General features: G+C 66.2%; 22 protein-coding genes. 18 read left to right on the top strand and 4 right to left on the bottom strand.

The annotated features are described in order from the left end of the window. The 5 genes from CCK87_RS01790 to CCK87_RS01810 all read left to right on the top strand — a co-directional run bounded on the left by CCK87_RS01790 (nucleotide 1) and on the right by CCK87_RS01810 (nucleotide 5,230). On the top strand, nucleotides 1–672 hold the full coding sequence (locus CCK87_RS01790; protein ID WP_086459798.1) for a SipW-dependent-type signal peptide-containing protein: 672 nt from the start codon (nucleotides 1–3) through the stop codon (nucleotides 670–672). Beyond that, entirely contained in the window at nucleotides 669–1,277 is a 609-nt protein-coding gene (locus CCK87_RS01795; RefSeq protein ID WP_249273659.1) for a signal peptidase I, read from the top strand. Before CCK87_RS01790 ends, CCK87_RS01795 begins: the two co-directional genes overlap by 4 nt. Next, nucleotides 1,277–1,795: a hypothetical protein gene (locus CCK87_RS01800; RefSeq protein ID WP_086459799.1), complete on the top strand. Its 519-nt coding sequence runs from the start codon at nucleotides 1,277–1,279 to the stop codon at nucleotides 1,793–1,795. The genes CCK87_RS01795 and CCK87_RS01800 overlap by 1 nt, the downstream gene beginning before the upstream one ends. Nucleotides 1,796–1,898: 103 nt before the next feature. Next, entirely contained in the window at nucleotides 1,899–4,049 is a 2,151-nt protein-coding gene (gene pta, locus CCK87_RS01805; protein ID WP_086459800.1) for a phosphate acetyltransferase, read from the top strand. Continuing rightward, the gene (locus tag CCK87_RS01810; protein ID WP_086459801.1) at nucleotides 4,046–5,230 is read left to right on the top strand and encodes an acetate kinase; all 1,185 of its coding nucleotides are present in this window, start codon (nucleotides 4,046–4,048) and stop codon (nucleotides 5,228–5,230) included. The genes pta and CCK87_RS01810 overlap by 4 nt, the downstream gene beginning before the upstream one ends. Nucleotides 5,231–5,247: 17 nt before the next feature. Here CCK87_RS01810 and CCK87_RS01815 read toward each other — a convergent pair whose 3' ends face one another. Both CCK87_RS01815 and CCK87_RS01820 read right to left on the bottom strand, forming a co-directional pair. Next, entirely contained in the window at nucleotides 5,248–7,935 is a 2,688-nt protein-coding gene (locus tag CCK87_RS01815) for a LuxR family transcriptional regulator (protein WP_170927107.1), read from the bottom strand. A gap of 210 nt (nucleotides 7,936–8,145) precedes the next feature. Continuing rightward, nucleotides 8,146–8,562: a GNAT family acetyltransferase gene (locus CCK87_RS01820; protein WP_086460324.1), complete on the bottom strand. Its 417-nt coding sequence runs from the start codon at nucleotides 8,560–8,562 to the stop codon at nucleotides 8,146–8,148. 84 nt (nucleotides 8,563–8,646) lie between these two features. On the opposite strand from CCK87_RS01820, the gene CCK87_RS01825 reads away from it, so the two are divergent. From CCK87_RS01825 to CCK87_RS01840, 4 genes are read left to right on the top strand one after another with little or no spacing between them, the layout of a single operon-like run. Further along, the gene (locus CCK87_RS01825; protein WP_086459803.1) at nucleotides 8,647–10,881 is read left to right on the top strand and encodes a DNA polymerase III subunit gamma and tau; all 2,235 of its coding nucleotides are present in this window, start codon (nucleotides 8,647–8,649) and stop codon (nucleotides 10,879–10,881) included. Next, nucleotides 10,882–11,481: a recombination mediator RecR gene (gene recR, locus CCK87_RS01830; protein WP_044441714.1), complete on the top strand. Its 600-nt coding sequence runs from the start codon at nucleotides 10,882–10,884 to the stop codon at nucleotides 11,479–11,481. It begins immediately after the preceding gene. Nucleotides 11,482–11,483: 2 nt separating this feature from the next. Then, nucleotides 11,484–13,196: a bifunctional 3'-5' exonuclease/DNA polymerase gene (locus CCK87_RS01835; protein WP_249273660.1), complete on the top strand. Its 1,713-nt coding sequence runs from the start codon at nucleotides 11,484–11,486 to the stop codon at nucleotides 13,194–13,196. Between the two features lie 60 nt (nucleotides 13,197–13,256). After that, nucleotides 13,257–14,552 (top strand): aspartate kinase, encoded by a 1,296-nt coding sequence (locus CCK87_RS01840; RefSeq protein ID WP_086459804.1) that lies wholly within the window; start codon nucleotides 13,257–13,259, stop codon nucleotides 14,550–14,552. Between the two features lie 118 nt (nucleotides 14,553–14,670). On the opposite strand, the gene CCK87_RS01845 is transcribed toward CCK87_RS01840, so the two are convergent. Next, a complete protein-coding gene (locus tag CCK87_RS01845) occupies nucleotides 14,671–15,792 on the bottom strand; it encodes a hypothetical protein (RefSeq protein WP_140162739.1) in 1,122 nt (373 codons plus the stop codon). 271 nt (nucleotides 15,793–16,063) lie between these two features. Here CCK87_RS01845 and CCK87_RS01850 point away from each other — a divergent pair, with 271 nt between their 5' ends. The 9 genes from CCK87_RS01850 to CCK87_RS01890 all read left to right on the top strand — a co-directional run bounded on the left by CCK87_RS01850 (nucleotide 16,064) and on the right by CCK87_RS01890 (nucleotide 26,133). Next, the gene (locus tag CCK87_RS01850; RefSeq protein ID WP_283160422.1) at nucleotides 16,064–17,131 is read left to right on the top strand and encodes an aspartate-semialdehyde dehydrogenase; all 1,068 of its coding nucleotides are present in this window, start codon (nucleotides 16,064–16,066) and stop codon (nucleotides 17,129–17,131) included. 69 nt (nucleotides 17,132–17,200) lie between these two features. Continuing rightward, nucleotides 17,201–17,824 carry a DUF1707 domain-containing protein gene (locus CCK87_RS18505; RefSeq protein WP_249273661.1) on the top strand — a complete coding sequence of 208 codons (624 nt, stop codon included), beginning with the start codon at nucleotides 17,201–17,203 and terminating at the stop codon, nucleotides 17,822–17,824. 46 nt (nucleotides 17,825–17,870) lie between these two features. Then, entirely contained in the window at nucleotides 17,871–18,569 is a 699-nt protein-coding gene (locus CCK87_RS01860) for an SGNH/GDSL hydrolase family protein (RefSeq protein WP_249273662.1), read from the top strand. A gap of 108 nt (nucleotides 18,570–18,677) precedes the next feature. Then, nucleotides 18,678–19,283 (top strand): response regulator, encoded by a 606-nt coding sequence (locus CCK87_RS01865; protein WP_170927108.1) that lies wholly within the window; start codon nucleotides 18,678–18,680, stop codon nucleotides 19,281–19,283. Between the two features lie 8 nt (nucleotides 19,284–19,291). Further along, nucleotides 19,292–20,497, top strand: a complete 1,206-nt coding sequence (locus CCK87_RS01870; protein WP_086459807.1) for a hypothetical protein — start codon at nucleotides 19,292–19,294, stop codon at nucleotides 20,495–20,497. Further along, the gene (locus CCK87_RS01875; RefSeq protein WP_086459808.1) at nucleotides 20,494–21,645 is read left to right on the top strand and encodes a hypothetical protein; all 1,152 of its coding nucleotides are present in this window, start codon (nucleotides 20,494–20,496) and stop codon (nucleotides 21,643–21,645) included. The genes CCK87_RS01870 and CCK87_RS01875 overlap by 4 nt, the downstream gene beginning before the upstream one ends. Then, complete coding sequence (locus CCK87_RS01880) at nucleotides 21,642–23,123, top strand: malate:quinone oxidoreductase (RefSeq protein ID WP_283160423.1); 1,482 nt, start codon at nucleotides 21,642–21,644, stop codon at nucleotides 23,121–23,123. The genes CCK87_RS01875 and CCK87_RS01880 overlap by 4 nt, the downstream gene beginning before the upstream one ends. A 35-nt stretch (nucleotides 23,124–23,158) precedes the next feature. After that, nucleotides 23,159–25,486 (top strand): EAL domain-containing protein, encoded by a 2,328-nt coding sequence (locus tag CCK87_RS01885; protein ID WP_086459810.1) that lies wholly within the window; start codon nucleotides 23,159–23,161, stop codon nucleotides 25,484–25,486. After that, nucleotides 25,483–26,133, top strand: a complete 651-nt coding sequence (locus CCK87_RS01890) for a response regulator (protein ID WP_170927109.1) — start codon at nucleotides 25,483–25,485, stop codon at nucleotides 26,131–26,133. The genes CCK87_RS01885 and CCK87_RS01890 overlap by 4 nt, the downstream gene beginning before the upstream one ends. Here the strand turns inward: CCK87_RS01890 and CCK87_RS01895 are convergent. After that, a complete protein-coding gene (locus tag CCK87_RS01895; RefSeq protein ID WP_249273663.1) occupies nucleotides 26,130–26,987 on the bottom strand; it encodes a hypothetical protein in 858 nt (285 codons plus the stop codon). The two genes, CCK87_RS01890 and CCK87_RS01895, sit on opposite strands and share 4 nt — an antisense overlap. Nucleotides 26,988–26,989: the final 2 nt, after the last annotated feature.

Consider the following 26,989-nt stretch of genomic DNA (forward strand, 5'->3'; position numbering starts at 1 on the left):
ATGACGCGTAGCTCGCACGCTCGCCGGGCCGAGGATCGCCCCCGCCGCTTCGCGCGCGTCAGGGCGATCCTTGCCGGGGGACTCGTGCTCGGCGTGGGAGGCTCGCTGACGATGGCGGCGTGGGCCGACAGCGAATTCGGCCAGGCCACGTTCACCGCGAGTCGCTTCACCACCGAATCGTCTATCAACTCCGGCACGAGCTGGGCAGACTCCACAGCCGCCGCCCCGCTGATATTCGCTTTTCCTGCGGGAGGCATGTCTCCGTCCACAGTCAAGTACGCGCCGTTCTGGGTTCGCACCAAGTCTCTGTCGCTCGATGGCACGCTCGCACTGCAGCCCGCCACGAACGACAACGCGACGCTCGCGGGAGCAATGCGCTATCGCGTTGTGCGCTACCCGGCGGGTGCGACGTGCGGAGCCGCGCTGTTTCAGGCTGGGGCGAGCCCCGCTCCGACGGCGTTCATCGTCGGCACCGCCGGCGCGGCGGGTTCGGCGACCACCAGCGTGGCTCTGACCAGCGGGGCTGTTCTGCCCACCACGGCGGTCACGGCGAATCAGGGAGCGGCGACGCAGTTCTGCTTCGAAGTGTCGATGAATTCCGACGCGGCGAACGAGCTGCAGGGCCAGAGTGTGACACCCACCTGGGAAGTGAAGGCGAGTTCGAGCTCATGATCGAATCCCCGATGGCCATCGAGCGCGAGGTCGGTCTCGGCACGGAGCCGGACTATCTCCTCGCGAAGCGGCAGGGCGCCGTTCGCGAACTTCTCCTGAATATCGCTTCCGTTCTCGGAGCGGTCTGCATCGTGCTCACTGTCGCCGCGCTCTTGTTCAACATCACGCTGATCATGTTCAAGACGGGCTCGATGTCGCCGACGATCCCGGCCGGTTCGCTTGCTCTGGTGCGCGAGATTCCGGCATCCGAGGTCCGTGTCGGCGACGTCGTGACTGTCGACCGCCCCGACCAACTGCCGGTCACGCACCGAGTGGTGGCGGCACAGCCCGGCGCCGACGGGCAGAGCGTCTTGACGTTACGGGGAGATGCCAACCCCGTCGACGACCCGGCGCCGTACACCGTCTCGACGGTGCGCATCGTGATGGCGTCGGTTCCCGGGCTCGCCTTCGCCGTGGTGGCGATGTCGAACCCCTGGGCGCTCGCGGCGGTTTCCGTCGTCGTCGCGTCATTCATCACCTGGTATTTCTGGCCGCGTTCGACACCGCGCGAACGACGAGCGAGAGGCCGACACCGAGCGCGTTCCTTCGGAGGAATCGTCGCCTGATGCGCCGAGTCAGCAGCATTGTGGCGATCGTGGTGGGCATGACCCTCGTCATGGGCTCTGGTGCTCGTCACATCGAACCTACTGAAGCCGCCTGGAGCGATCGGGAGACAGCCAAGGCGACTCTGGAGGCCACGACGATCCCGAAGCCCGTCGTCCAGAGCTGCGTGCTCACGACCGGCGCACTGGGCATCAACCCCGTCGTCACGGTGAAATGGAACTTTCCCGCCGGAACCGGCTATGTGGCGCCGGCGAACGTGAACTATGGGGTGTCGGAGGGGGCCGTGCTCTCGAACGTCACAGTGGCGTTGCTCGGCCAAGGCGTCACGACCAGCGGGCCGGTGTCGGGCACCTACACGACGGCATTCAGCGGATCCCTGCTCGCTGGACTTCTCGGCGGCAGCTACGGTCTTTACCTGCGAAGCGTCGATGCGAGCGGGTGGCGGTCGGCCTGGTCGGGATCGACGGCATCGATGGGGCTGCTCGGGGTGAACCCGGCCTGCGCCGCGGGCACGGTCTGAGGGGCTGCACGTCTTCTCGACATGCGCTCTCTCCCGAGTGAATGACAGGGCGAACGAATATGGTGAGGAGTGCCTAAGTAACCACGAGTTCGAAGGATCCTAAGTGTCGAGAAGCATCTACGTCGCCTCAGCCGAAGGCCACTCCGGAAAGTCCACGATCGCTTTGGGGGTGCTCGACACCCTGTGTCACTCGCTGCAGAGGGTCGGGGTCTTCCGGCCCATCGCGCGCTCCGTTGCCGAACGCGACTACGTTCTCGAGATGCTTCTGGCGCACGACGGCGTCGAGTTGAGCTACGAGCAGACCATCGGCGTCACCTACGACGACGTGCACAACGATCCGGATGCCGCCCTGTCGGTCATCGTCGAGCGTTACAAGGCGGTCGAGCGCGAGTGCGACGCCGTGGTCATTCTCGGCTCCGACTACACCGACGTCGGCAGCCCGAGCGAGCTCTCGTTCAACGCGCGCGTGGCGGCGAATCTCGGCGCTCCCGTGCTGCTGGTGCTGGGCGGTCGCAAAGGTCAGGGATCCTCCGAGACGCTCGGCTACTCGGAGGCACGAACACCCGACGACATGCGCCAGCTCACCGAGCTCGCCCAGGTCGAACTCAAACTGGCGCACGCCACGCTGCTCGGCATCGTGTCGAACCGCGCCGATCCCGACCGGCTCGACGAGATCCGGGATGCCATCGGTTCCGCCATCGACGGCCCCGCGTCGGTTCCCATCTGGGCCATCCCCGAAGACCGGGTGCTCGTCGCGCCGACCATGCAACACCTCGTGGAGGCCACCGCCGGCTCGCTGCTCTCGGGCGACCCGAGCCTGCTCAACCGAGAGGCGCTGGGCGTCGTCGTCGCCGGCATGTCGATGGTGAACGTTCTGCCGCGTCTCACAGAGAGCGCCGTCGTGGTGATCCCCGCAGATCGATCCGAGGTGCTGCTCGCGGTTCTCATGGCGAACGCCTCCGGAACCTTCCCCTCGCTCAGCGGCATCATCCTCAACGGTGGCTTCGAGCTGCCCGAGCCGATCACGCGTCTGATCGCGGGCCTCGACTCGACCCTGCCGATCGTCACCACCGACCTCGGAACGTACGACACCGCGCTGCGCATCACCTCGACCCGGGGGCGCCTTGCTGCGGACTCCCAGCGCAAGTACGACAGCGCGCTCGCCCTGTTCGAGCAGCATGTCGACGGAGCCAAGCTTCTCGAGCTGCTCGACGTGAGCTCGTCGACCGTCGTCACGCCGCTGATGTTCGAGTACGGGCTCATCGACCAGGCCCGCCATGTTCGCCGCCACATCGTTCTTCCCGAGGGCGACGACGACCGCGTGTTGAAGGCGGCGAGCACCGTGCTGGCCCGTGGAATTGCCGAGCTGACCATCGTCGGCGAGGAAGACGAGGTTCGCACACGGGCCGCTGGTCTGGGGCTCGACCTCGAGGGCGCACACATCGTCAGCGTGTTCGACGAGAAGTACCGTCAGCCGTTCGCCGAGGAGTACGCGCGGCTTCGTGCGCACAAGGGAATCACCGTCGAGCAGGCTCGCGACACCGTCACCGACGTGTCGTACTTCGGAACCATGATGGTAAAACTGGGCCTCGCCGACGGCATGGTCTCGGGTGCGGCGCACACCACGGCGCACACCATCCGCCCGGCGTTCGAGGTCATCAAGACCCAGCCCGGCGTATCCGTCGTCTCGAGCGTTTTTCTCATGGCTCTCGCCGACCGGGTGCTGGTCTATGGAGATTGCGCCGTCATCCCCGATCCGACAGCCGAGCAGCTGGCCGACATCGCCATCTCGTCGAGCGCGACGGCGACGCAGTTCGGCGTGGATCCACGCATCGCGATGCTGTCGTACTCGACCGGAACGTCGGGCTCGGGTGCGGAGGTCGAGAAGGTGCGCGCCGCGACCGGTCTCGTGCGCGAGCGGCGCCCGGATCTGCTGGTGGAGGGCCCCATCCAATACGACGCCGCAGCGGACGCCGCCGTGGCCGCCACGAAGATGCCCGAGAGCCAGGTGGCCGGTCGCGCCACCGTGTTCATCTTCCCCGACCTCAACACGGGCAACAACACCTATAAGGCCGTGCAGCGCAGTGCCGGAGCGGTGGCCATCGGACCCGTCCTCCAGGGGCTCAACAAGCCGATCAACGATCTGTCGCGCGGTGCGCTCGTGGCCGACATCGTGAACACCATCGCGATCACCGCGATCCAGGCGGCCGCTCAACCGGTCGACGCTGCCGCAGCAGAAGGAGTATCCGCATGAGCGCCATCCTCGTGGTGAACTCCGGTTCATCGTCATTCAAGTACCAGCTCATCGAGATGACCACCGAAGAGGTTCTGGCGTCGGGGCTCGTCGAGCGCATCGGCGACGAGACCGGGCACACCAAGCACACGACTACCGAAGGCTCGAGCGAGCTCGACCTGCCGATCCGCGATCACTCGCAGGGATTCCAGGTGATGCTCGACGCATTCCGGGCGAACGGACCATCGCTCGACGAGCATCCGCCCGTCGCCGTCGGCCACCGCGTCGTGCACGGCGGAAAGCGGTTCTTCGAGGCGACGATCGTCACCGACCTCGTGAAGATCAACATCGAAGATCTCGCCGACCTCGCCCCGCTGCACAACCCGGCGAATCTGCAAGGCATCGACGCGGCGCAGAAGGCGTTTCCCGACGTGCCACACGTGGCCGTCTTCGACACGGCGTTCCACTCGACGCTGTCGCCAGCGGCTTACACCTATGCCATCGACAAGGCCCTCGCCGAACAGCACCGCATCCGGCGCTATGGCTTTCACGGCACCTCACACAAGTTCGTCTCCGAGGCGGCGGCGAAGTTCCTCGGCCGCCCGCTCGATGACACCAAGACGATCGTGCTGCACCTCGGAAACGGTGCATCGGCCTGTGCCGTCTCCGACGGAAAGTCGGTGGAGACGTCGATGGGCATGACGCCTCTCGAGGGTCTCGTCATGGGCACCCGCTCGGGCGATCTCGACCCGGCCGTTCTGTTCCACCTGCATCGCAAGACGGGCCAGACGTTCGACGATCTCGACACCCTGCTGAATCGCGGCAGCGGCATCCTGGGGCTCTCCGGCCACGGAGACATGCGAGACATGATCGCGGCGGCGAACGCGGGCGACGCGGATTCGCAGGCCGCTCTCGACGTCTACCTGCACCGCCTCAAGCAATACGTGGGCGCCTACGCGGCGCATTTGGGTCGGCTCGACGCGATCGTCTTCACTGCGGGAGTCGGGGAGAACACGCCGCTCATCCGGGCGGGAGCACTCAAGGGGCTCGGCATCCTGGGCATCGAGATCGACGAGGAACGCAATGCCTCGCCCGAGCGCGGGCCGCGACTCATCTCGACGGAGGCGTCGCGCGTGGCCGTGCTCGTGATCCCGACGAACGAAGAGCTGGAGATCGCCAGGCAGACGCTCGCCGTGATCTGACGATCACGACTGCTGCGTCAGCCTCGCACGATCGATTTCAGTTCCGACCGGGGTATGGCGCCGAGTTTCGCTCGCGCCTGCAGGATGTGCGACTCGACGGTGCGCACGCTGAGATAAAGACGCGAGGCTATCTGTGCGTTGGTGAGTCCGTCGGCGGCGAGCGTGACGACCTCGAGCTCACGCGGAGTGAGCACGGCGAGCCGGGACTGTTCTCGTCCGGCAGTCTCGTTGGCGCAATCGTCCTCGGGTTCTGCATCGTCGTCGACCGGCTGAAGATCGGGAAGTCGGAGGCGAATCCCGTCCGCCCGGGCCAGGGCGGCTTCACGGCGTTCGTCGTCGAGCAAAGCGGCATGGATGGCTGCCGCCGTGGTGAATGAAAACACCGCCTCCCACCAGAATTCGAGTTCCGCCAGCTCGGCGCCGATGCGCTCGAGCTCGTCGGCATCGCCGTCGACCGACGCACGCAGGTGACCCTCGAGCAGCCGGGTGGACTCCCACATCTCCTGGTCTGGGAGTTTCTCGATGTCAGAGAGCAGCCGAGCGGGATCCTCCCCGAGCGCAGCCGCGACGTGCAGCGGTCGAACGGCGAAGAATCGCGAGTCGGACCGGGCCTCTGCGATCGCTCGGCACACGGCGGCGGATCCGGCCAGGTCGCCGTCGAGAGCCTTCATCCGCGCGCTGAGATGACTGGAGTACTGGGCGAGCCAAGGGGTGCTCTCGCGGGTGATCGGGGAGATCTCACGTTCCACGAGGAGTGCATCGTCGTAGCGGTGCAAGACGGCGAGAGCGTTCGAACGGAGGATTTGCATCCAGGTCGTCCACTTGGTCTGGGTGCTGTAGCCCACGCGCTCGAGGGCTCTGGACAGCTCGTTCTCTGCTCGCTCGGCCTGCCCCTGCTCCAGGGCGAGGTGACCCGAGGCGAGATTCGCCAGAGCCATGCCGTATTCGTCGGATGAGTCGACCGTCCGCAGGGCGAACGACTCCAGTTCGCGAGCGAGACCGGCCCGGTCGTGACCGATGGCTCCGCGCACCAACGCTGCCTGCATGACGAATTCGGTGATGACCCCGCTGCGGTCGCCACGTTTGATGCCGCTGCACGCGGCGAATGCCGGAGCGACTCTCGACCAGCCGAGACTGAGAACGCGTTCGAACTTCGACGTCTCGCCGCGATAGACGTAGCAGGGCATCAACTCGGTGATGGCTCGCAGAACGAACGGCCCAGACGAATCACGACTGTCGACGATGCGCTCCATCTCGTCGACGCCCTCGGCGTAGGAGCTGAGCATCATCCGCGAGCGCGCCCTCGAGAACGCCGTCCATTCGTCGAGAACGGAATCGACGGTGCCCCACGATCGAGCCTCCGCCTCCAGCCGATCGAGCCGCTCCGCCGACGTGCCCTGCCTGCCGAGGACCTGCATCCACCACGACAGGTAGAGGGCGTCCTCCTTCGGATCGCCGTGCGGAACTCGGACGCGCTCGATGACGTCGACCGCCTCCTGGAACTTGCCCTGCCTCACGAGACATCGTGAGAGCTGCTCGACCCCGTTGAGAGTCGGCTCGAGGCTGAGGGAACGGTGTGCGAACATCCGGGCGGAGCCCGGCATCCCGTTCTCGTTCGCATGGCGAGCTGCACGCGCCATGAGGTCGGCAGCCTTGGCCGGTGACATGTCGTCGAGCGGGTCGTGACTCGGATCGTTCAGCAGGTATTCGGCGACGAAGGCGCATTCTGCACCGGAGAGATCGATGCCGGCCGCCGCGTCCTTCAGGAGCGCCAGTTCGACGACATGGCGCGCCTCGAGCGGGTTTTCGCCGGTCTGGATGGCGAGAGCCGCCCGGGCATAGAGCGAGCGGCCGACGACGCAGTCCGGGGTGCCCGGGTCGTAGCTCACGAGGCCTCGGCGGAGGAGAGACCGGAGAGCCGTGCTGCCCACAAGTCTCGCCGCCCTGGCGAAGGGGGTCGACCCCAGCCGGGCGAGGGTCACGAGCGCGTACTCCTCTTCGGGGCCCAGCCCGCGCAGCAGGGGGCGAACGAAATCGATGATGCGTGGGGACATGTACGACGGCCCCAGCAGCATGTTCTGCTGGCGTGCCGAGTAGGTTCCGCGGTACAACTCCTCGCGTGTCAACTCCTCGAGCAGCTGCGGGTTGCCCTCGGCGAGCAGCACGATGCGCGCCCTGGTGACGACGTCGACGCGGTTCGGGCCGGCGACCGCCTCGACGATTCTGACGGCCTCGTCGTAGCCGACGCCGCTCAGGTCGACGCGCGGAATGCCTCTCTCCGTCCAGAGGAGCGTCAGCTCGCGGCGGCTCTGCTCCGTATCGGCCGAAGTGCAGGAGGAGACACCGGAGTCGAGGGTGATGAGCACACTGCTGTCTGGATCGGCCGCGAGATCGGCGAGCCGGTGGATGTCGTCGATTCCGAGAAGGTGCGCGTCTTTGATGATCAGCATGCCCGCATGAGGGGTCATGTGATCGAGCAGCTGATCGTCTCGCAGGCGCAGGCACGTCACTGTCTCGACCGTGCGACCTCGGCCTCTCACGGCCGCAGCCAAGGCGCGAGCTGCCCAGCTCTTGCCCATGCCGGCAGGGGCGGCCACGATGACCGAGCCACCCTCGAGGACGATCTCCGAGGCTCGGGCTATCTCGGCCTCGCGGTGCTCTCCGACCGTCTCGGCGAAGGTGCGCAACTCGGACTTGTAGGCCACATATCTGTGATCTGCCCTTCGGCTCATTTACGCACCCCCATGCATGATCCCCAACGACCCGTTTTCGTGCATGATCCCCAACGACCCGTTTTCGTTTTGTTGAGCCTACGTCGAGATCGCTCTCAGAGTCACGGCACGTACTACTGAGTTGTGAGACACGGTGTCTCAGTAGTGGGCGCCTCAGTAGTGAATCCGAGGGTCGAGGCCTCGTCAGTCGGCGATGAGGCGCTTTCCGTAACTGACGGCCGCATCCTCGGTGTACCCCAGGTGCTCGTAGAACGCGCGCACCTCTGCGTTGTCGCTCCTGATTTGAAGATTGAGTTTCGGGCAGCCGAGTTCGACGAGCAGCCTCTCCGCCTCCTCCATCATGCGTCGGCCGTACTCGAGCCCTCGTGAACCGGGCGACACGGCCAGGTAGTTGACCCAGCCTCGGTGGCCGTCGTACCCCACCATCGCCGCCGCGATCACGACACCGTCCGCCTCGCCGACGAGGAACAATTCCGGCTGCACGGTCAGCTTTCGCTCGATGTCTTTGCGGGGGTCGTTCCAGGGCCGCACGAGTCCTGCGGAGGTCCACAGCTCGATCACGACATCGGTGTCTTCGAGGGAGAAAGGGCGAATCTGCATCGCACCATTCTCCCCGACGCCGTTCCGCTCACAGGCGCCGGATGCGACGGGCACGGTGTCGGCGGCGACCGTTACGATTGCTGCATGGTCACCGCTCTCTACCGCCGCTATCGACCTGAGGCGTTCTCCGAGATGATCGGCCAGTCGCAGGTGACCGATCCGCTTATGACAGCGCTCCGCACCAACAGGGTCAACCACGCTTACCTCTTCTCCGGCCCGCGCGGCTGCGGCAAGACCACCTCGGCCCGCATCCTCGCTCGCTGCCTCAACTGCGCCGAGGGTCCGACCGATACGCCGTGTGGCGTGTGCCCCAGCTGCGTCGAGCTCGGGCGCGATGGCGGGGGTTCGCTCGACGTGGTCGAGATCGACGCCGCGAGCCACAACGGCGTCGACGACGCGCGCGACATCCGTGAGCGGGCGGTCTTCGCGCCCGCCCGCGACCGCTTCAAGATCTTCATCCTCGACGAGGCGCACATGGTCACCCCGCAGGGCTTCAACGCACTGCTCAAGATCGTCGAAGAGCCGCCGGAGCACGTGAAGTTCATCTTCGCCACCACCGAGCCCGACAAGGTCATCGGCACCATCCGATCGCGTACCCATCACTACCCGTTCCGGCTGGTGCCTCCGGCCCAGTTGCTCGAATACGTGCAGCAGTTGTGCGACAGCGAGGGCATGCAGGTCGCGCCGGGAGTGCTGCCGCTCGTTGTGCGTGCCGGCGGCGGATCGCCCCGCGACACCCTCTCGCTTCTCGATCAACTCATGGCGGGCTCCGAGAACAACACGGTCGAATACGAGCGCGCCGTGGCGCTGCTCGGTTATACCCACTCCGCTCTGCTCGGCGAGGTGATCGATGCCATCGGCGTGCGCGATGCGGCGGCGGCGTTCGGCGCCGTAGACCGCGTCATCCAGACCGGCCAAGACCCCCGCCGCTTCGTCGAAGACCTGCTCGAGCGCCTGCGAGACATCATCATCGTCAGTGCGACGACGAGTATCGAGGCCGCCGGAGCAGTGTTGCGGGGCGTCCCCACCGACGAGCTGCAGGCCATGCACCACCAGGCGCAGCAGTTCGGCCACGCCGAACTGTCGCGCACGGCCGACATCGTCAATGCGGCCCTCACCGAGATGACCGGTGCCACCAGCCCTCGTCTGCACCTCGAGCTGATGGTCGCCAGAGTTCTCGTGCCTGCCAGCGACGACACAGAACGTGGATCGCTGGCTCGTATCGAGCGACTCGAGCGCCGAGTCGGGGTCGAGACGACCGACGCGCCGCGTGCTCCGGCTCCCGCTTCGCGAGCCACTCCTGTCGTCGCAGAACCAGCAACCGCACCCGCAGCTGCGCCCGTTGCAGAGCGCGCTGCTACCGCCACCTCCGCTCCTGAGGCAGCACCCGCGCCGTCGACTGACGCCGCCGGCGGGTCGGTGCGGCCGGCAGAACCGCAGCGGGCCGAACCGCAGCAGGTTGAAGCCCAGCAGGCCGAACCGCAGAAGACTGAGCCTGTCGCTCCGGTGCGGCCCGTCGCCCCGGCCGGTTCCGTTACGCTGCAGCAGGTTCGAGACACATGGCCCGAGATCCTCGAAGCAGTGCAGAAGGCCAAGCGCAGCGCGTGGCTCGTCGTGTTCACTGCGACGGTTCGCGCCTTCGAGAACGACGTGCTCACCCTCGCCTTCCCCAGTGAGAACGACGTCAACCAGTTCAAGCAGCAGCAGGCGCCCGGGCAGGGCGTCAGTGAGATCCTGCGTCAGGCAATCCTCGACCTGCTCGGCGTGCGCGTCAAGTACATCGCTCGCGTAGAGCAGCCAGGCGCTGCCGCCGCACCTCAGGCCAACGCGGCCCGGTCGCCGGAGCGCGCACCCGCGGCGGCACCGGCATCCGCACCAGACGCGGTGCGCGCGCCAGAGGTGCGCCCCGAGGTGACGGGCGCGCCGCAGAAGCCCGCTGCGGTCACCAGCTCGTGGGCCGTCGTGGCCATCCCGCAGTCCGAGCCCACACCCGATGCCGCAGGCGAGCCTGTGCCCGAAGAAGATCGCGAACCCGAGCCCGACTTCCGTGAACCGGCGTTCAGGCCCGCGCCATCGACGGCCGCGCCGATGTCACCGCCGTCCACTGCGCAGAGGCCGGGCCCCGCTGACGAGACGCCCGCTGTTCCCACCTTCACCCGTGGGCGCCCGGAGACGCCGCCGGCCCGCCCGGCACCCGTGGCGACGACAGACTCCGGTCGCCAGCGCTACGGCGAGGCAGTCGTGCGCGAGATCCTGGGCGCCAATTTCATCGAGGAGCAGCCTGTAGCTCCTCGCAACCCGCAGAGAAGCGACGGCTAAGTGTACGAAGGCATCGTCCAAGAGCTCATCGACGAGTTGGGCAGGCTTCCGGGCATCGGTCCGAAGTCGGCGCAGCGCATCGCATTCCACATTCTGCAGACCGAGTCGTTCGACGTGACCCGTCTCGCAGAGGTGCTCATCGAAGTGCGCGACAAGGTGCACTTCTGCTCGATCTGCGGAAACGTGTCGGAGCAGGAGACCTGCTCGATCTGCCGCGATCCTCGCCGCCAGCAGACCGTCATCTGTGTCGTCGAGGAGGCCAAAGACGTCGTCGCCATCGAGCGCACCAGAGAATTCCGGGGCCTCTATCACGTGCTCGGCGGGGCTATCAGCCCGATCGACGGCATCGGCCCCGACAATCTCCGCATCCGCGAACTCATGCAGCGTCTGGCCGACGTCAATATCACCGAGGTCATCATCGCGACCGACCCCAACCTCGAGGGCGAGGCGACGGCCACCTACCTCTCGCGCCTGCTGAACACGCTGCAGATCCGGGTCACCCGCCTCGCGTCCGGGCTCCCGGTCGGCGGCGATCTCGAGTACGCCGACGAAGTCACCCTCGGCCGTGCCTTCGAGGGGCGCCGGCTCGTCGAGAGCTGACCGTGCACATCGCGGTCAGTGCTCATACGGGAGGTGCGGCTCTCGGCGCTGACGCAGATGGTGCCGTAACACTCACCGAGCTCGACGAGGCGGGCAGGCTTCTCGGCCCGCCATTCACAGTGTCGCGCGACGACTTTCCGCAGGCCGTCGTGCAGCGCGAGAAGCACTCGCCGCGCTGGGTCTGGGACGACACTCGGCGGTGGTACCCGGTTCTGCTCGAAGCAGAGGTCGAGGTCGAACGCTGTGTCGACCTGCGGCTGTGCCACACCATTCTGCGCAACGCGGCGGCCACGGCGGAGTCAGAACTCGCCCGTGCCGCGCCGTCGTCGTGGGACGCCCCAAGCGCCTGGGCCGAGCAGGGTGAGACCGACACCCTCTTCGATCTCGGCTTGCAGCGCGGCCATGACGACGAAGCGCAAGCCGATCCCGTAGAGGAGTTCCGGCTGCAGCGCGCGGCGGTTGCCGGCTCGGCCGACCCCAACCGCCTGTCGCTGTTGCTCGCGGCGGAGTCGGCCGGAAGCCTCGTAGCGATCGAGATGCAGTTCGCGGGACTGCCGTGGGATGCCTCTCGGCACAACGAGCTGCTCGTGGAACTTCTGGGAGAACGCCCGCCGCTGGGCCAGCGACCCGCCCGCATGCACGAGTTGCTCCTCGAGATCCGCGCCGCGCTCGACGACCCGGCCGCGAATCCCGATTCGCCCGTCGAGCTGGTCAAGTCGCTGCGCCGGGCGGGAATCGATGTCTCGAGCACGAACCGATGGGAACTCGCGCGCCACGAGCATCCGGCCATCGAGCCCCTCCTGACCTATAAGAAGTTGTCTCGACTGCTCACCGCCAACGGCTGGAACTGGATCGACACGTGGGTCGACGGCGGCCGGTTCCGCCCCGTGTATGTGCCGGGCGGCGTGGTCACCGGCCGCTGGGCCGCAGACGGCGGGGGAGCGCTGCAACTGCCCCACCAGGTTCGAGGCGCGGTCATCGCCGACCCGGGGTGGACGTTCGTAGTCGCCGATGCCGCGCAACTCGAGCCGCGCATCCTCACGGCCATGTCGGGCGATCGAGCAATGGCCGCAGCCGGCCGCGACCGTGACCTCTACGACGGCATCGTCGCATCCGGCGCCGTCGATACGCGCGCGCACGCCAAGGTCGGCATGCTCGGCGCGATGTACGGCGGAACGACGGGCGAGAGCGGTCGCATGCTTCCCCGGCTGGCGCGGGCCTACCCCGACGCCATCCGATTCGTCGAGGAGGCCGCGAGGCTGGGCGAGAGCGGCGCCGTCGTCTCGACTCATCTCGGTCGCACGTCTCCCAGGCCCTCGGGCGAGTGGCTCGAACTGCAGGATGACGCGCGACAAGAGGGTGCTTCCGAGGTGCTGCGCACTCGGGCGAAGACGGCGCGGCGAAGCTGGGGACGCTTCACGCGCAACTTCGTCGTGCAGGGCACGGCCGCCGAATGGGCCCTGGCCTGGATGGCGGGTCTTCGTCGACGGCTCGCGCTTCTCGGACCCGAGCTGCCTCTTCGCGAACGACCACATCTCGTCTTCTTCCTGCACGACGAGATCGTGGTGCACACGCCGGTCGGGCTGGCCGACGCGGTGGCGGCCGAGGTGCGCACGGCGGCAGACGAAGCCGGCACGATCCTGTTCGGAGCAGTGCCGGTTCAGTTTCCCGTGAGCGTCGCGATCGTCGACAGCTATGACAAGGCAAAAGGCTGAGCCTGCGCGCCCGCTAGAATTGCACGCTGGACCCATCCTCGTCATTTCAGGAGTGTTTACGTGAGCTTGATCGTGCAGAAGTACGGCGGATCATCGGTTTCCGATGCCGAGAGCATCAAGCGCGTCGCCAAGCGCATCGTCGAGACCCGCAAGGCGGGCAACGATGTCGTCGTGGCGGTTTCGGCCATGGGAGACACCACCGACGAGCTGCTCGACCTGGCTCACGCGGTCACGCCGATGCCGGCGCCCCGAGAGCTCGACATGCTTCTGAGCGCGGGCGAGCGAATCTCCATGGCGCTCCTTGCCATGGCCATCAAGAGCCTGGGCCACGAGGCGCGCTCGTTCACCGGCAGCCAGGCCGGCATGATCACGGATGCCCGACACGGCTCCGCCCGCATCGTCGACGTCACGCCGGTGCGGCTTCGTGAGGCTCTCGACGAGGGCGCGATCGCGATCGTCGCCGGGTTCCAGGGCTTCAACCGCGACACCAAAGACATCACGACACTCGGTCGCGGCGGCTCCGACACGACCGCCGTCGCGCTCGCCGCGGCCCTCGACGCCGACGTCTGCGAGATCTACACCGACGTCGACGGTATCTTCACCGCCGACCCCCGCGTGGTTCCGAAGGCGAAGAAGATCGACCGCATCACCAGCGAAGAGATGCTCGAGCTGGCTGCCAACGGAGCCAAGGTCCTCTATATTCGAGCGGTCGAATACGCCCGCCGCCACGGCGTCACCCTTCACGTGCGCTCCTCGTTCAACAACAACGAGGGCACCATCGTCTACAACCCATCGGAGAACCCTCGCGAGGGCCTCCCCACAGAGAGCGAGAATGTCGTGGAAGAGCCACTCATCGCCGGAGTCGCGACAGACCTGGGCGAAGCCAAGATCACCGTCGTCGGAGTTCCCGATATCCCGGGCAAGGCCGCGCAGATCTTCAACCTCGTCGCGAAGACGGGTGCCAACATCGACATGATCGTGCAGAACGTGTCGGCGGCGTCGACGGGCCTCACCGACATCTCGTTCACGCTCCCCAAGACCGAGGGGCAGACGGTTCTTACCGCGCTGCGCGCCGACCAGAACGACGTGGGCTTCGTCGGCCTGCAGTACGACGACCAGATCGGCAAGCTCGCGCTCGTCGGCGCCGGCATGCGAACCAACGCCGGTGTCTCGGCACGCCTGTTCACCGCCCTCTACGAGGCGGGCATCAACATCGAGATGATCTCCACGAGTGAGATCCGCATTTCGGTGGTGACCCGCGCCGACACCATCAACGACGCGCTGCGTGTCGTGCACACCGCCTTCGGCCTCGACAGCGACACCGAGGCGATCGTCCACGGCGGAACGGGCCGCTAGCCGCCGCCACCGCTCGTTCTTTCCGGGGCACCGGAGACGACGCTCTGCTTCATGCACAGAGAAACGGCCCGTTCCCCACAGGGGAAACGGGCCGTTTCTCTTGTTCTAGTGCGTGTGACTACGCGTTGCGGCGGCGACGGTTGACCGCCGTGATGGCGAATGCGGCGAAGCCCATCAGCAGCAGACCGAGACCGGCCGAAGCGAACATCGGTGCGTCGCTGATTCCGGTGTTGGCGAGCTTCGGCTGCGGCTTCGGAGCGTCTGCAACAACAGCAGCGTTCGCGACGGTGATGGTGGCGGTCTGCACGGCGGTGACCGTGCCGGTGACGCTGAAGGTGTAGACACCGAGCTGCGGCGCACCGCTGCCCGTGAGAACCAGGTTCGGCAGAACCAGGCTTCCATCAGCACCGACCGTGAACACGTTGGCGCCATCGGCGAATCCGACGACCGTGCCATCGGGCAGAGTAAGACCAACGGTGATCTCTTCGTTCGGCTGGAAGCCGACGATGTTCACGGTGAAGCCCTTCGTGGTGTCGACGAAGTCAGCGGGGGTGATCGTCGTCGGCGTGATGGTCACGCTCGGGGCGACCGGCGGCGCCACCGGGGCGGCGAACTGGTAGGTGTCGCCGTTGAGCGAGAAGGAGCTGACGACCGCGGCCGTTCCCGCGGTGGTCAGAACTCCGGCGCCCAGCACATCGAAGGTGCTGAGGGCCGCGTCGAGCTGTGCGACGGTGAGGGTCGACGTGCCGGCGGGGTAGGCGCTGGCGTCGTCTCCGACGATCGCGCTCGTCGTGGTCCAGGTGTCGAGGCTGCCGGCGACGGTCGGATAGAGCGTCGTGTAACCGGTGCGGGTGCCGGGCGTGTTGAAGAGAGGGATCTGCAGGAAGACGTCGTCGCCGGTCTTGGTGACGGATGCGCCCGCGATGACGCTGCTGAAGGTCGTCGCGGTCCGGGCAGTGTCGTAGCCCTTGAGGATCTGGGAGACTCCGGAGATGTGCAGGCCATCGGCCTCGACCGTCTGCGGAAGAGCAGGAGCCGTCGTGTAACCCTGGTGCCAGGTGTTGTAGTTGTAGCCGGGCTCGCCAGCGAGGGCCGGCGACTCTGCCGGGAAAGTCTGGCCCTGCGGCACGGTGATGGTGTCAGCGGAAGCGGCGCCTCCGACAAGGAGAGCGGAGCCGGCCACAAGGGCCGTGGCGACCGCGATGGCCGCGCCACGTACGAGGGTGCTACTGGATTTCACGGTGGTACTCATTTCTGCTCAGGTACCGCCAGAGCGACGGTGCTCAAAACCTTGGGATTACCTGAGCATAGGCACGCCTCTCAGAGGAATACCAGCCCTTTCGTGAAGGAATGTCACGATCGGCACGTCGCCACTTCTGGTCCGGGTCGGCCTCCTGCCCTCTGCATGCCTTGGTAACATTGGGCAGCGTGGCATTCGGCCGCGTTATGCGCGCGTGTGCCGCCCCTCTTATTGGGGGTGCCACGCGGCTGAGATACCTCAAGGACAAGTTGTGGCTGCACAGGCATTGAACGTTGGCGTTGTCGGAGCGACCGGACAGGTCGGCACAGTCATGCGCCGTCTGCTCGAGGAACGCGACTTTCCGATTGCGAGCATCCGGTTCTTCGCCACGGCCCGGTCGGCGGGCACGACGCTCGAGTTCCGTGGAGAGCCGATCGTCGTCGAAGACATCGAGACTGCTGATCCGACCGGCCTCGACATCGCCCTCTTCTCTGCCGGGGCCACCGGATCTCGTGCCCAGGCGCCGCGCTTCGCCGCCGCCGGCGTTCTCGTGATCGACAACTCCAGCGCGTGGCGCATGGATCCTGACGTGCCGCTCGTCGTCAGCGAGGTCAACCCGCACGCCATCGCGGAGGCGCGCAAGGGCATCATCGCCAACCCGAACTGCACCACGATGGCCGCCATGCCCGTGCTGAAGGTCCTGCACGCCGAGGCCGGCCTCACACGACTCATCGTCTCGACTTACCAGGCGGTATCGGGCAGTGGGCTCAAGGGAGCAGAAGAACTGGCGGGCCAGGCGCGCGCCGCCGTCGCCGACCCCGACCTCCTGCAGCTCGTGCACCGCGGAGATGCTGTCTCGATGCCCGAGCCCCAGACCTACGTGCGTCCTATCGCGTTCGATGTCATCCCGCTCGCCGGCTCGATCGTCGACGACGGTCTCAACGAGACCGACGAAGAGAAGAAGCTGCGCAACGAGAGCCGCAAGATCCTCGAGCTGCCCGAGCTGCTCGTCAGCGGTACGTGCGTGCGCGTTCCCGTGTTCACGGGGCACTCGCTCTCGATCAACGCTGAATTCGCCGAGGCCCTGAGCCCGGAACGAGCGATCGAGCTTCTGTCGAACGCTCCCGGCGTCGAACTCTCCGACGTTCCGACACCTCTGCAGGCCGCGGGCAACGACCCCAGTTACGTGGGGCGCATCCGCGCCGACGAGGGAGCCCCGGCGGGTCGCGGCCTCGCCCTCTTCATCAGCAACGACAACCTCCGCAAGGGTGCTGCTCTCAACGCCGTGCAGATCGCCGAGTTCATCGCTTCGGAGCGTTCGGTCGCCGTCTCGGCTTAGGGCCGCGCTGCGCCGCGCATCCGTTGTTCGAGGGATGCGCGCACCGGCGCGGGTTGAGACAATGGCGGTATGAGCATTCCGGACTACTCGGGCAACCCCACCTACCGCCTCAGCACGGCCGAGCGTGACCGCGCGGTGACGGAGCTGCGCCAACACGTGGCCGAGGGGCGACTGACAGAGGCCGAGTTCACGGAGCGAAGCAAAGCCGCGCGCAACGCGGTGACGCGGGGTGACCTCGCGCCGCTCTTCGACGACCTGCCGGCCACGACGTTCCCCGCCTCTGTCGGCGAGGCGGCGCGCCCGGCGCGCACGTCGTCGCCCGCCCCCGCATCCGCGCCGACGATCTTCGCCGACGAGGGGGCCGAGCACCCCGTCACGGACCGGCTCGCCGACGATGTGCCCGTCTATGGCGCCCCTGAGATCGAGCGAGTCGCACCGCAGGCCCAGACGCCGGCGGCGCAGCAGTCTCCCGCGAGGGCCACCGAAGGCTGGAAGGATCCGCAGTCGAAGGAGCCGAGCCGGATCGGGACTACGGTCATGGCCATCGTTCCGTTCGTCTCGCTCGCCCTGTTCTTCGTGACCGGAAGCGGATTCGGCTGGAGCTACAGCTGGTTGTGGTTCGCGCTCATCCCGGTCACCGGCATCATCGTCTACGGCCCGAACGGCAAGCCAGACCGCAAGCGGAGGCGCTGAGCATCAGCGGGCAATCCGTAGGCGGGACCCGCTGCGAATAGACGCCATGAGTTCACGACGAGCCTCGGTCATCATCGTTGCCCTTGCCGTGCTCGCGGTCATCATCGGAGGAGCAGTCGTGCGTGCATCCATGGGGCCCGGAGCCCTGACCGAGTCATCGGACGACACCCGCATCCCCGGAGCGCCGGTGGTCGCCTTCTACGGGGACTCCTACACCTTGGGCACGGGAGCGAGCGATCCGAGCAAACGGTGGTCGAGCATCATCGCCGCCGAGCGAGGATGGAACGAGGTGAACCCGAGCGTCAACGGGCTGGGCTTCGTGAACAATCGCGACCGGCTGCCGGAGGGCGGCGACCTCGTCGACGCCGTCATCGCATCCGACCCCGACATTCTCTTCGTCACGATGGGTCTCAACGACAACTTCTCGATGCCCGAGAAATCAGACGAGGTGCATTCCGCTATCGTCTCCGACTTCGCGAAGCTGCGAAGCGCTCTGCCCGAGACGCGCATCATCGTGGTCGAGCCGTTCTGGTACACCGACGAGCGGCCGCAGAGCCTGGCGACGATCAGCGGATGGGTCGCCGCCGAAGCGCGGGTCATCGGGGCGGAGTACATCGAGGGCGCCTCTCATTGGATCGAGGGGCACCCGGAGTGGATGGCGGACGACGGCCTCCACCCGAATGACGAGGGGTACGCCCAGATGGCTCGGCGCATGGACGACGAATTGAACAGCCGAGGGCTGTGAGCGCGCAAACGCCGCCCCGCGCGGGGCTCGTCGAGCGAGTAGTGTGAGGTGACAGTGCGCCTCTGGGGGGAGTTTGCGTGTGCGCAAAAGCCTATTCAAGGGGAGAACGTGGAAGTGCAGTCGACCGTGCTGTCATGCAGAGTCGGAATCGTCGACGACCACGAGCTCCTGCTCGATGGCCTCACCACGTACATGCTCAGCAACGCGTCAGATCTCGATGTCGTCATCAGCGTCACGGGATGGTTCGAGATGATCCGGCACCCCGCTTTCGCGCCCGACGTCGTGGTGATGGATCTGCAGCTGCAGGAACCGATCTCGATCGAGACCCGGGTGAGAACGTGCCTTGCCGCAGGCGCCCTCGTCGTCGTGGTCAGCGCGATCGACACCGACGAGATCCGCGAGCGTTCGTTGGCCGCGGGTGCCTCGGTATTCGTGTCCAAGTCGTCGCCGGCAGATGCGGTGCTCGATGCTGTGCGAACGGCCTGGTCGGAGAAGAAGGGCAAAGCGGCCTTAGTCGACACCGCGCTCGACACGCTCCGCCTCTACGCCGATGGTCTGAGTCCCGTCGACATCGGGCTGCAGCTCGGCATCTCCTTCGAAGCGGTCAAGAACGACCTGTCGCGCATTCGCGACCACTATGCGGCCACGGGGCGTCCCGCTCGGTCCAAGCAGGATCTCATCCGCCGGGCTGCGGAAGACGGGCTCGTGTCCTGACCGCCCTGTTGCTCGGCACAGACGCTGAAGGGGTTTTCACGAGCCGCGCCCTCAGCCATGCGAGCGTCTGGCTATCGTCGATCCTGCTTGCCGCCGCCGCGGCGATCGTCCTCGTCCTCTCGGTCAGAGTTCCGGTCGCCGAGGGCGAGGTGGGCGTCGCCCGGGCGCTCGTTCCCGTTCTGTCTCTTGCCGTGTTGGGCGCCGGCGCCTACGTCCTCCAGCGGCGACACGGTGCACTCGAGACCGTCATCGCACTGCTGGTCGTCTGCGGCGCCGGATTCGCTTACGCCCTCAGCGTCGACCCGTTGCTCGCGTCGAGTCAGAAGTCCGACAGCATCGTTCTCAGTCTTCCCGTGGTCGCAGCGACGGTATCCGGCGTAGGGCGACGCTCGCTCGCATCCTGTCTCCTCGTGTGCGGCCTCGGCTATGCGGCCACGTCTACCGCGTCTGTGCTCGGCACCGAGCTCGGGCAACGTCAGATCGTCGTCGACTTCACCGCCCTCGGGTCGGTCATCGCCGTCTTCGTCCTGTTGATCGTCCTGTGGCTTGCTCGACGAAACGCTGTGCAGGAGGCGCCGGCCCTCGATCGTGCAGCGAAGGAACAGCAGAGCATTGACGAGGAAGCCCGCCTGCTCGGACACGCGTCGAGTCTTCTCCACGACACCGTCCTGGGCGATCTGCACGCCATCGCCATGCTAGAGCCGGGCCCGATCCCCGAGAGACATCTCGCCGTCATCCGCCGAGATCTAGACCTTCTCGCGCGGAGCGATGAGCTTCTCCGTGCCCCGGGAAGCGCTGCGATACCCGGCTTGATCGAGTCGACGAGCGAGAGCAGACTCACGAGCGCGCTGGCCCGGGTCGGATCGCGCGGGCTCCGCGTGGTCGTGTCGGGCGATGTCCACGAGCTCGAGACCCTCGACGCCGCGGCCCACGAAGCCATCGTCGCCGCCATCGAGCAGTGTCTCGTCAACGTCGTCGTCCACGCGGGTGTGTCGCTGGCCGAGCTCGCCATCGTGGCGTCCGGCGGCGACGTCACCGCAACCGTCGCCGACGCAGGCCGGGGTTTCTCCGTTTCCGCGACGCCCTCCGACAGGCTCGGCCTGCGCCTCTCCGTGCACGATCGGATGCTCGGGGTCGGGGGATCCGCGACCGTCTGGTCGACGCGGGGCGCGGGCACGTCCGTACTTCTCACGGTGCCGAAAGGCGGCTCATGACGTCGTCGTCGCATCCGACCGCCGCCGAGCTCGACCCGGTATCGCGGGTGACGGCGCGCATGTTCGTCGTCGCGATGGGCGCGGTCAGCGTGGCTCTCTCGATTGCGCTGTCTCTCACTCCGACCGGGCGCGAGCAGATCTCTCTGCCGGTCGTGGGCTTCCTCGCCCCCGTCGTGCTCGCAGCCACGTACGTGTACTTCATTCGTGCGGCCGACCCGTTCGGGCATGTCGTGTCGTTCGCGAGGTTCCAGGTCTTCCTGGGCGGCGTGATGCTGGCGAGCCTACTCAATTCACTCAGCCAGCTCGGAACGAACACGCTCATCCGCGACGATTGGGGAGCCGTCTGTTTGGGGCTGGCTCTCCTTCTGGCAGGACCATACAGGCGTTCCTCCGAGATCCTCTGGTTCACCGTGCAGGCCGTCTCGGTCACGTTCGGCCTGGCCTTCCTGCAGAACATGAGTACTGAGGGCGCGGGGACACTCGGCCTCCTGGCCTTGGTCGCTGCCGCCCCGAGCATCGCCATCGGACTCGCGTCGGCGGCGTACTCGCGCAGTCTCGTCGCGAGTCTCGAAGAAGCAAGACAGGAGGCGCAGGCGCAGCGGATGCGGCACGAGAGCGCTGTGCTGCAGCGCCTCGCCGAGACGGATGCCATGGGCGAGCTCGGCGCGCTGCGTCGCGATGTGGTGCCATTCCTCGCCCGCCTCGCTGAGTCGGCGTCCCTGAAGTCGGGAGATGCCGTCCGCGCGACCGAACTCGCATCCGAATTGCGCCGGGCGATCGTCGAACGCATCTCGCGCGGCACACTCGCAGATCTGGTCGATCGATACAGCGACGAACAGGGCGTGGCGGCGCACCTCGACGAGCGCCAGATCGCAGCCCTACGAGCACTCATCGGGGCGGTAGACGAACACGACGGCGGCTTCGGGGAGAGAAGCCTCACGCTCGAGCGCCGGGGTACGGATGCCTGGGGGCGGATCGAATTCGTCCGTCCAACGGGAGTGCCGGTACTCACCGCCTTGGCGCCCTTTCTGCGCATGGTGCGCCTCGTGTTCCAGGAGGCCGACGCGCGCACCGTCGACGACGCACTGGTCGTGACCTTCCGCTTCGAGTCACCAGACGAGCAGGCGGCCGTATCATGGGAGGTGTGAGCGCAGCAGGAAAACCCGTAGACGTTGTTCTGATCGGTGGCGGAATCATGAGCGCCACGCTCGGCACTTTCCTTTCGATCCTTCAGCCCGACTGGACGATCAGGATCTTCGAACGACTGGGCGACGTGGCGGGTGAGAGCTCCAACCCCTGGAACAACGCGGGAACGGGCCACGCGGCGCTCTGCGAACTCAACTACATGCCCGAGAACCCCGACGGCACGGTAGAGGCGTCGAAGGCCGTCGCCATCAACGAGCAGTTTCAGGTCAGCCGACAGTTCTGGTCGTTCCTCGTCGAGAACGGCGACATCCCCGATCCGTCGACGTTCATCAACTCCACGCCGCACATGACGTTCGTTCGGGGCGAGAAGAACGTCGAGTACCTGCGAAAGCGGTTCGACGTGCTGCGCGACGAACCGCTCTTCGAGGGCATCGAGTACAGCGAAGACCCCGCGGTCATCTACGAGTGGGCTCCGACTCTCATGCGTGGGCGCAAAAAAGACGAGGCGGTCGCCGCGACTCGCATCACGGCCGGCACAGACGTCGATTTCGGTGCCCTGTCACGCCATCTCTTCGACTTCCTCACCAGTCGAGGCGCCAGCCTCAAGACCGAGCACTCGGTGTCGAACCTCCGCCGTCAGAAAGACGGCACCTGGAACGTCTCTGTCAAAGAGCTTGTCGGATCGACCCCCACGACGGTGAACGCCCGCTTCGTCTTCGTCGGCGCTGGGGGCGGTGCGCTGCACCTGCTCCAGAAGTCCGGCATCCCGGAGATCCGCGGCTTCGGCGGATTCCCGATCAGTGGCCAGTTCTACCGGACCGACAACCCGGCCGTCGTGGCGGAGCATCGAGCGAAGGTCTACGGCAAGGCCGCTGTGGGGGCACCGCCGATGAGCGTGCCGCACCTCGACACCCGCGTCGTCGACGGAGAGGCATCGTTGCTCTTCGGTCCGTACGCAGGGTTCAGCCCCAAATTCTTGAAGAAGGGTTCGTGGTTCGATCTGCCCGGGTCCATCCGCGCACACAATCTCGGCCCCATGCTCGCTGTCGCGCGCGACAACATCGATCTGGTGAAGTACCTCGTCGGCGAGCTGCTCGCGGGCAAGAAGAAGAAGTTCGCGGCGTTGCAGGAATTCATGCCCACGGCGAATCCTGACGACTGGTACCTCATCACCGCGGGCCAGCGCGTGCAGGTCATGAAGAAGGATTCGAAGCGGGGCGGTGTTCTGCAGTTCGGCACGGAGGTCATCGCTTCGGCAGACGGCTCGATAGCCGGTCTGCTCGGCGCGTCGCCGGGCGCCTCAACCGCCGTTCCGATCATGCTCGACATCCTCGAGCGCTGTTTCCCCGACGACTATGTGCGCTGGTTGCCCCAGATCCGCTCGATGATCCCCTCTCTCGGCACGCGATTGACCGACTCGCCGGCGACGGCCCGAAAGGTGCTGAAGAGCACCGCGCAGGCACTGCACCTCGCTTCCTGAGGGGCAGGGCGCCTCGATCGAGGAGACCCGTGCTGATGGTCAACCGCTTCAAGCTGTCACTGTTCGACCGTATTTTCGCTTCGCCGTTCGTGGTTCTCGCCGTCGCCGCTCTCGTCTACGCGATTGTCGGGGTCGTCGTGGGTTCGCCCTACTCGTGGACCGAAGAGCTGGTCACGGTGTTGGGGTGCATCATGTGTGCGCACCTGCGTATGCCGTCAGGGCGAATCGGGGGACTGCCCATGCTCGGGGTCGCTGCGGCGCTCCTGTCCATCCCGCAGGCGCGACCCGATTATCTTCTCACCGTGGCCGTCTGGGCGGTCGGCATCATGATCTCGCAGCTGATCGTGCTGCGAAACGTGGTCGTCGCCCTATACGTCGTCGGGATCAGCGTCGTCAGCGGCCTGGCCTTCGTCGTCGTCCATAACGAGCTGGCGCGCGCCGGAGTCTGGTCGGTGGTGGCGTACACCCTGGCGACGCTCGCATACTTCGTGATCGCGTTGGTCCTCGAGTTCGTCCGCAATCGCGGCCGCTGGAACGTCGACCACTCGTTCGGTGTGTCGGCGCTGAGCCCGATGCGCATCGCCGGCAGCGTCGTTCTCGTGGCGGCCGTTTCGACGGCGATGAACGCGGTCGACTCCACGGTGATCCCGTGGCTCGAGCGAGATAGCGAGGCGCGGCTCAGCCCCCTCGTGTTGCTTCTGGCGGCGACACTCTTTCTCGTCATAGCGCAGAGGACGAAGTTCCGCAGAGTGCATCAGTTGCTCGGTGGAGTCGTCACCGCCGCGGTGGACCTGCCCTGGGCAACGGAGGTGGGGTTGCGCAAGGCACTCGAGCTTCGCGCAAAGATGGTTCTCCGGGCGAGCGAGACGGAGGTGCGCACCGCACCCCCCGGGCCTGGCGAGATGGGTTCTCGGGTGCGCCTCGAATCCGGTCTCGACGAGTACATCGTCGCCTCCCGTCGCCTGGGCGCGCCGCCTCTGGGCGGGGAGGAGCAGCAAGCGCTGACCGCCCTCGCACATATGGCGAGCGAGACCGTGCGCATCCAGAACGATGTCGACAGCCTCGAGCGCCGGGCGAACAGCGATCCGATGACGGGACTGCCCAACTACGGCGCTTTTCAGTCTGCTCTGGTCGAAGCGAACGAGAACAGGTCGTATCACTCGGGTATCGCGGTTCTCTTCATCGACCTCGACAATTTCAAGAAGCTCAACGATTCGCGTGGACACCACACGGGCGATGAGCTCCTGAAGGCCGTCGCGGCCCGTCTGCGGAACTCGGTCGGCGTCAGAGATTTCGTGTCACGCATCGGCGGAGACGAATTCGTCGTCATCCTCACGGAGCTCCAGACCGTCGACCAGAGCAAGGACATCGCAGACACGATCATCCGAGAGATCAACATGCCCTTGATGCTCGACGGTCAGGAATTCCGACCTGTTGTGAGCGCCGGCCTCGCCTTCTCGGGGCATCGCGAGATCGATGCCCAGCTCCTCGTGGTCGACGCGGACCGAAGCATGCTGCAGGTCAAACGATCCCGGCGGCACGGGGGAACGCTCGACGGCAGCAGCGTGAGCGTCGCCTCGCACAGATCGACGAGAACCAACGACATCATCGCTCGTGCCATCACCGAAAACCGTCTGACGCTGGCATTCCAGCCCATCGTCAGCATCGACCAGGGCCGCATCTGGGCCTTCGAGGCGCTTGTCCGTTACATCGACCCCGAACTGGGCCCCATCTCGCCGTCGTCGCTCGTCGCTCGGGCCAAGAGCCTCGGGTTGATGGACGAGCTGACGAGGCAGGTCGTCGTCAAAGCAATGGATGCCGCCGAGAAGTTCCACGCCGTGGAACCGAGCATCGCGTGTATGACCGTGAACCTCGACCTGGGCCAGATCAGCGAGGATCATCTCGGGCCGTTCATCAGGGCGGTCGCTGGATCGCATCCGAACGTCTCGATGTGCATCGAGTTGAACGAGAGATCGTTGCGCTCGGTCACCGACGACCTTCGGCGCGAGGCTGAGGCGATGCAGGATGCCGGAGTCATCATCGCCCTCGACGACTACGGTTCGGACGACTCGTCGGTCGGCGCGCTGGTTCGGTTCCCTATGGATATCCTCAAGATCGACAAGAGCCTGATCGACGATCTCGGCGACGTGAGGCAACGCGAGGTGATCAAGGCGCTCCAAGGCTTTGGAGACAATCTCGACTACACGATGATCGTCGAGGGAATCGAGAGCCCCGATATGGTCGATGTGATGGTCGAACTCGGAGTGAGAAGCGCCCAGGGATACTACTTCGGCAGGCCGCAGTCGTTCCGGCAGACGATGGACCGCATCCGGAAGTTCGGCACGGCGGCAGTGATCTCGTGACGGACGGCACCTCCAGACGCACGATCGCTCTCGTCGATGATCACGTCCTCATCGTCGATGGTCTCGCCCAGTGGCTCGAGACCAACGCTCCGGACTTCGATGTGATCGCCGTGTCGGGCTCGTGGACGGGCTTGGTCGAGCACGAATCCTTTCCGCCCGATGTCGTCATCATGGCGCGCCAGATGGACTCCACGCCGACCCTGCGGAGGCGCGTCCGTGAGTGCAAAGACGCGGGCGCGGCCGTCGTCGTGATGAGCACAGACGGGAGTCGAGAGGCTGAGACGGAGACCCTCGCGGCTGGTGCTGACGCCTTCGTGCCGAAATCGCGACCGGCAGAAGCGGTTCTCGACGCCGTGAAGCGTGTTCTGGGCGATACCGAGGCCGCCGCGTCCAGCCCATCCCCGCGAGTGGCGTCACCGATCGCTGAGCCCGACGACTGGCAGAAACGCGTGCTTCGCCTCTACTCCGCGGGACAGAGCACGGTCGATATCGCTCTCATCGAAGGCGTGCGCTTCGAGAAGATCAGAACAGCGCTCAAGGCGATTCGGGCGAGCTACGACCAGCAGGGTCGGCGTGCAGACACACGCGATGAGCTGCTGCGTCGAGCCGCCGAAGACGGATACCTCACCGACCCGGACGCGCGCTAATAGCCCTGCGGGTTCTCGGCCGGGCTCGGAGTGACATCGACGCCGCCACTGAGGCGGGAGATTGCTTCCTCGGGCTCGTAGTCCGGGTCGAACTCGACGAAGGCCTCGATCACGCCGACGAATGCGAGCGACACGAGCGACCAGGAGTTGCCCTCGCTCTCACCCGAGCGCGAGAAGTGCGAGTCGACGACCTCGGGCACGGTCGTGCGCGAGATGCCGAGTCCTTCGACGACCGCAGCGGTCGCGACGACGAACGGGTGATAGTCGTTGTGGAACTCTTCTTTGAGTCGGTAGCCGACCGTCGCCATGATGTTGCGGTAGAACATCTCCATCGTGTCGATGAACGCGAGCTCGCTGTTGCGCAGGGCCTGAAGAACCGCAGAGCGACCCGCGCTGTCTGGCCGCGACAAAATCGTCAGGGAGAGGCTCGCGTAACTCCGCCACGCCGCTGACGTGGCGACTTCTTCGAGGTTCTGCTCCGCTGCCGTGCGCACGACGTCGAGCATGATGCTGCGACGCCCCTCGGGCGTACGGAGGTCGTTGAGTCGCGAACCCAGGAATCCCCATGTCGCGACGAGGGTCTCGGTGTCTGTCAGGTCGCGTCGCGTCTGTTGCGCGATTTCAGTGAACAGGTCGTAGACGAAATCTTCGTGTCGAGGCCAGATACGCGTCGCGACACGCGAGGAAACCTCAGCTTCGCGAATAATTTCATCGAGAATCGCTTGCTCGAAGCCGACGTCGAGACCAGACGTACTGACTCGCTGGATCGCGATAGACAGGACGCGCGATCGCTCCTCCGAGTGGGAGCCACTCGTGCGCGCAAGCGAAAAAGCCGGTGTGTCTCCAGCTGGCATGG

The sequence above is a fragment of the Agreia sp. VKM Ac-1783 genome (assembly GCF_900177765.1).
GTDB lineage: Bacteria > Actinomycetota > Actinomycetes > Actinomycetales > Microbacteriaceae > Agreia.

Bases quoted from the DNA above. Each gene is read 5' to 3' on its own strand.
- CCK87_RS01790 (WP_086459798.1), top strand. From the start codon at position 1: ATGACGCGTAGCTCGCACGCTCGCCGGGCCGAGGATCGCCCCCGCCGC.
- CCK87_RS01795 (WP_249273659.1), top strand. From the start codon at position 669: ATGATCGAATCCCCGATGGCCATCGAGCGCGAGGTCGGTCTCGGCACG.
- CCK87_RS01800 (WP_086459799.1), top strand. From the start codon at position 1,277: ATGCGCCGAGTCAGCAGCATTGTGGCGATCGTGGTGGGCATGACCCTC.
- CCK87_RS01810 (WP_086459801.1), top strand. From the start codon at position 4,046: ATGAGCGCCATCCTCGTGGTGAACTCCGGTTCATCGTCATTCAAGTAC.
- CCK87_RS01820 (WP_086460324.1), bottom strand. From the start codon at position 8,562: ATGCAGATTCGCCCTTTCTCCCTCGAAGACACCGATGTCGTGATCGAG.
- CCK87_RS01825 (WP_086459803.1), top strand. From the start codon at position 8,647: ATGGTCACCGCTCTCTACCGCCGCTATCGACCTGAGGCGTTCTCCGAG.
- CCK87_RS18505 (WP_249273661.1), top strand. From the start codon at position 17,201: ATGAGCATTCCGGACTACTCGGGCAACCCCACCTACCGCCTCAGCACG.
- CCK87_RS01860 (WP_249273662.1), top strand. From the start codon at position 17,871: ATGAGTTCACGACGAGCCTCGGTCATCATCGTTGCCCTTGCCGTGCTC.
- CCK87_RS01875 (WP_086459808.1), top strand. From the start codon at position 20,494: ATGACGTCGTCGTCGCATCCGACCGCCGCCGAGCTCGACCCGGTATCG.
- CCK87_RS01885 (WP_086459810.1), top strand. From the start codon at position 23,159: ATGGTCAACCGCTTCAAGCTGTCACTGTTCGACCGTATTTTCGCTTCG.
- CCK87_RS01895 (WP_249273663.1), bottom strand. From the start codon at position 26,987: ATGCCAGCTGGAGACACACCGGCTTTTTCGCTTGCGCGCACGAGTGGC.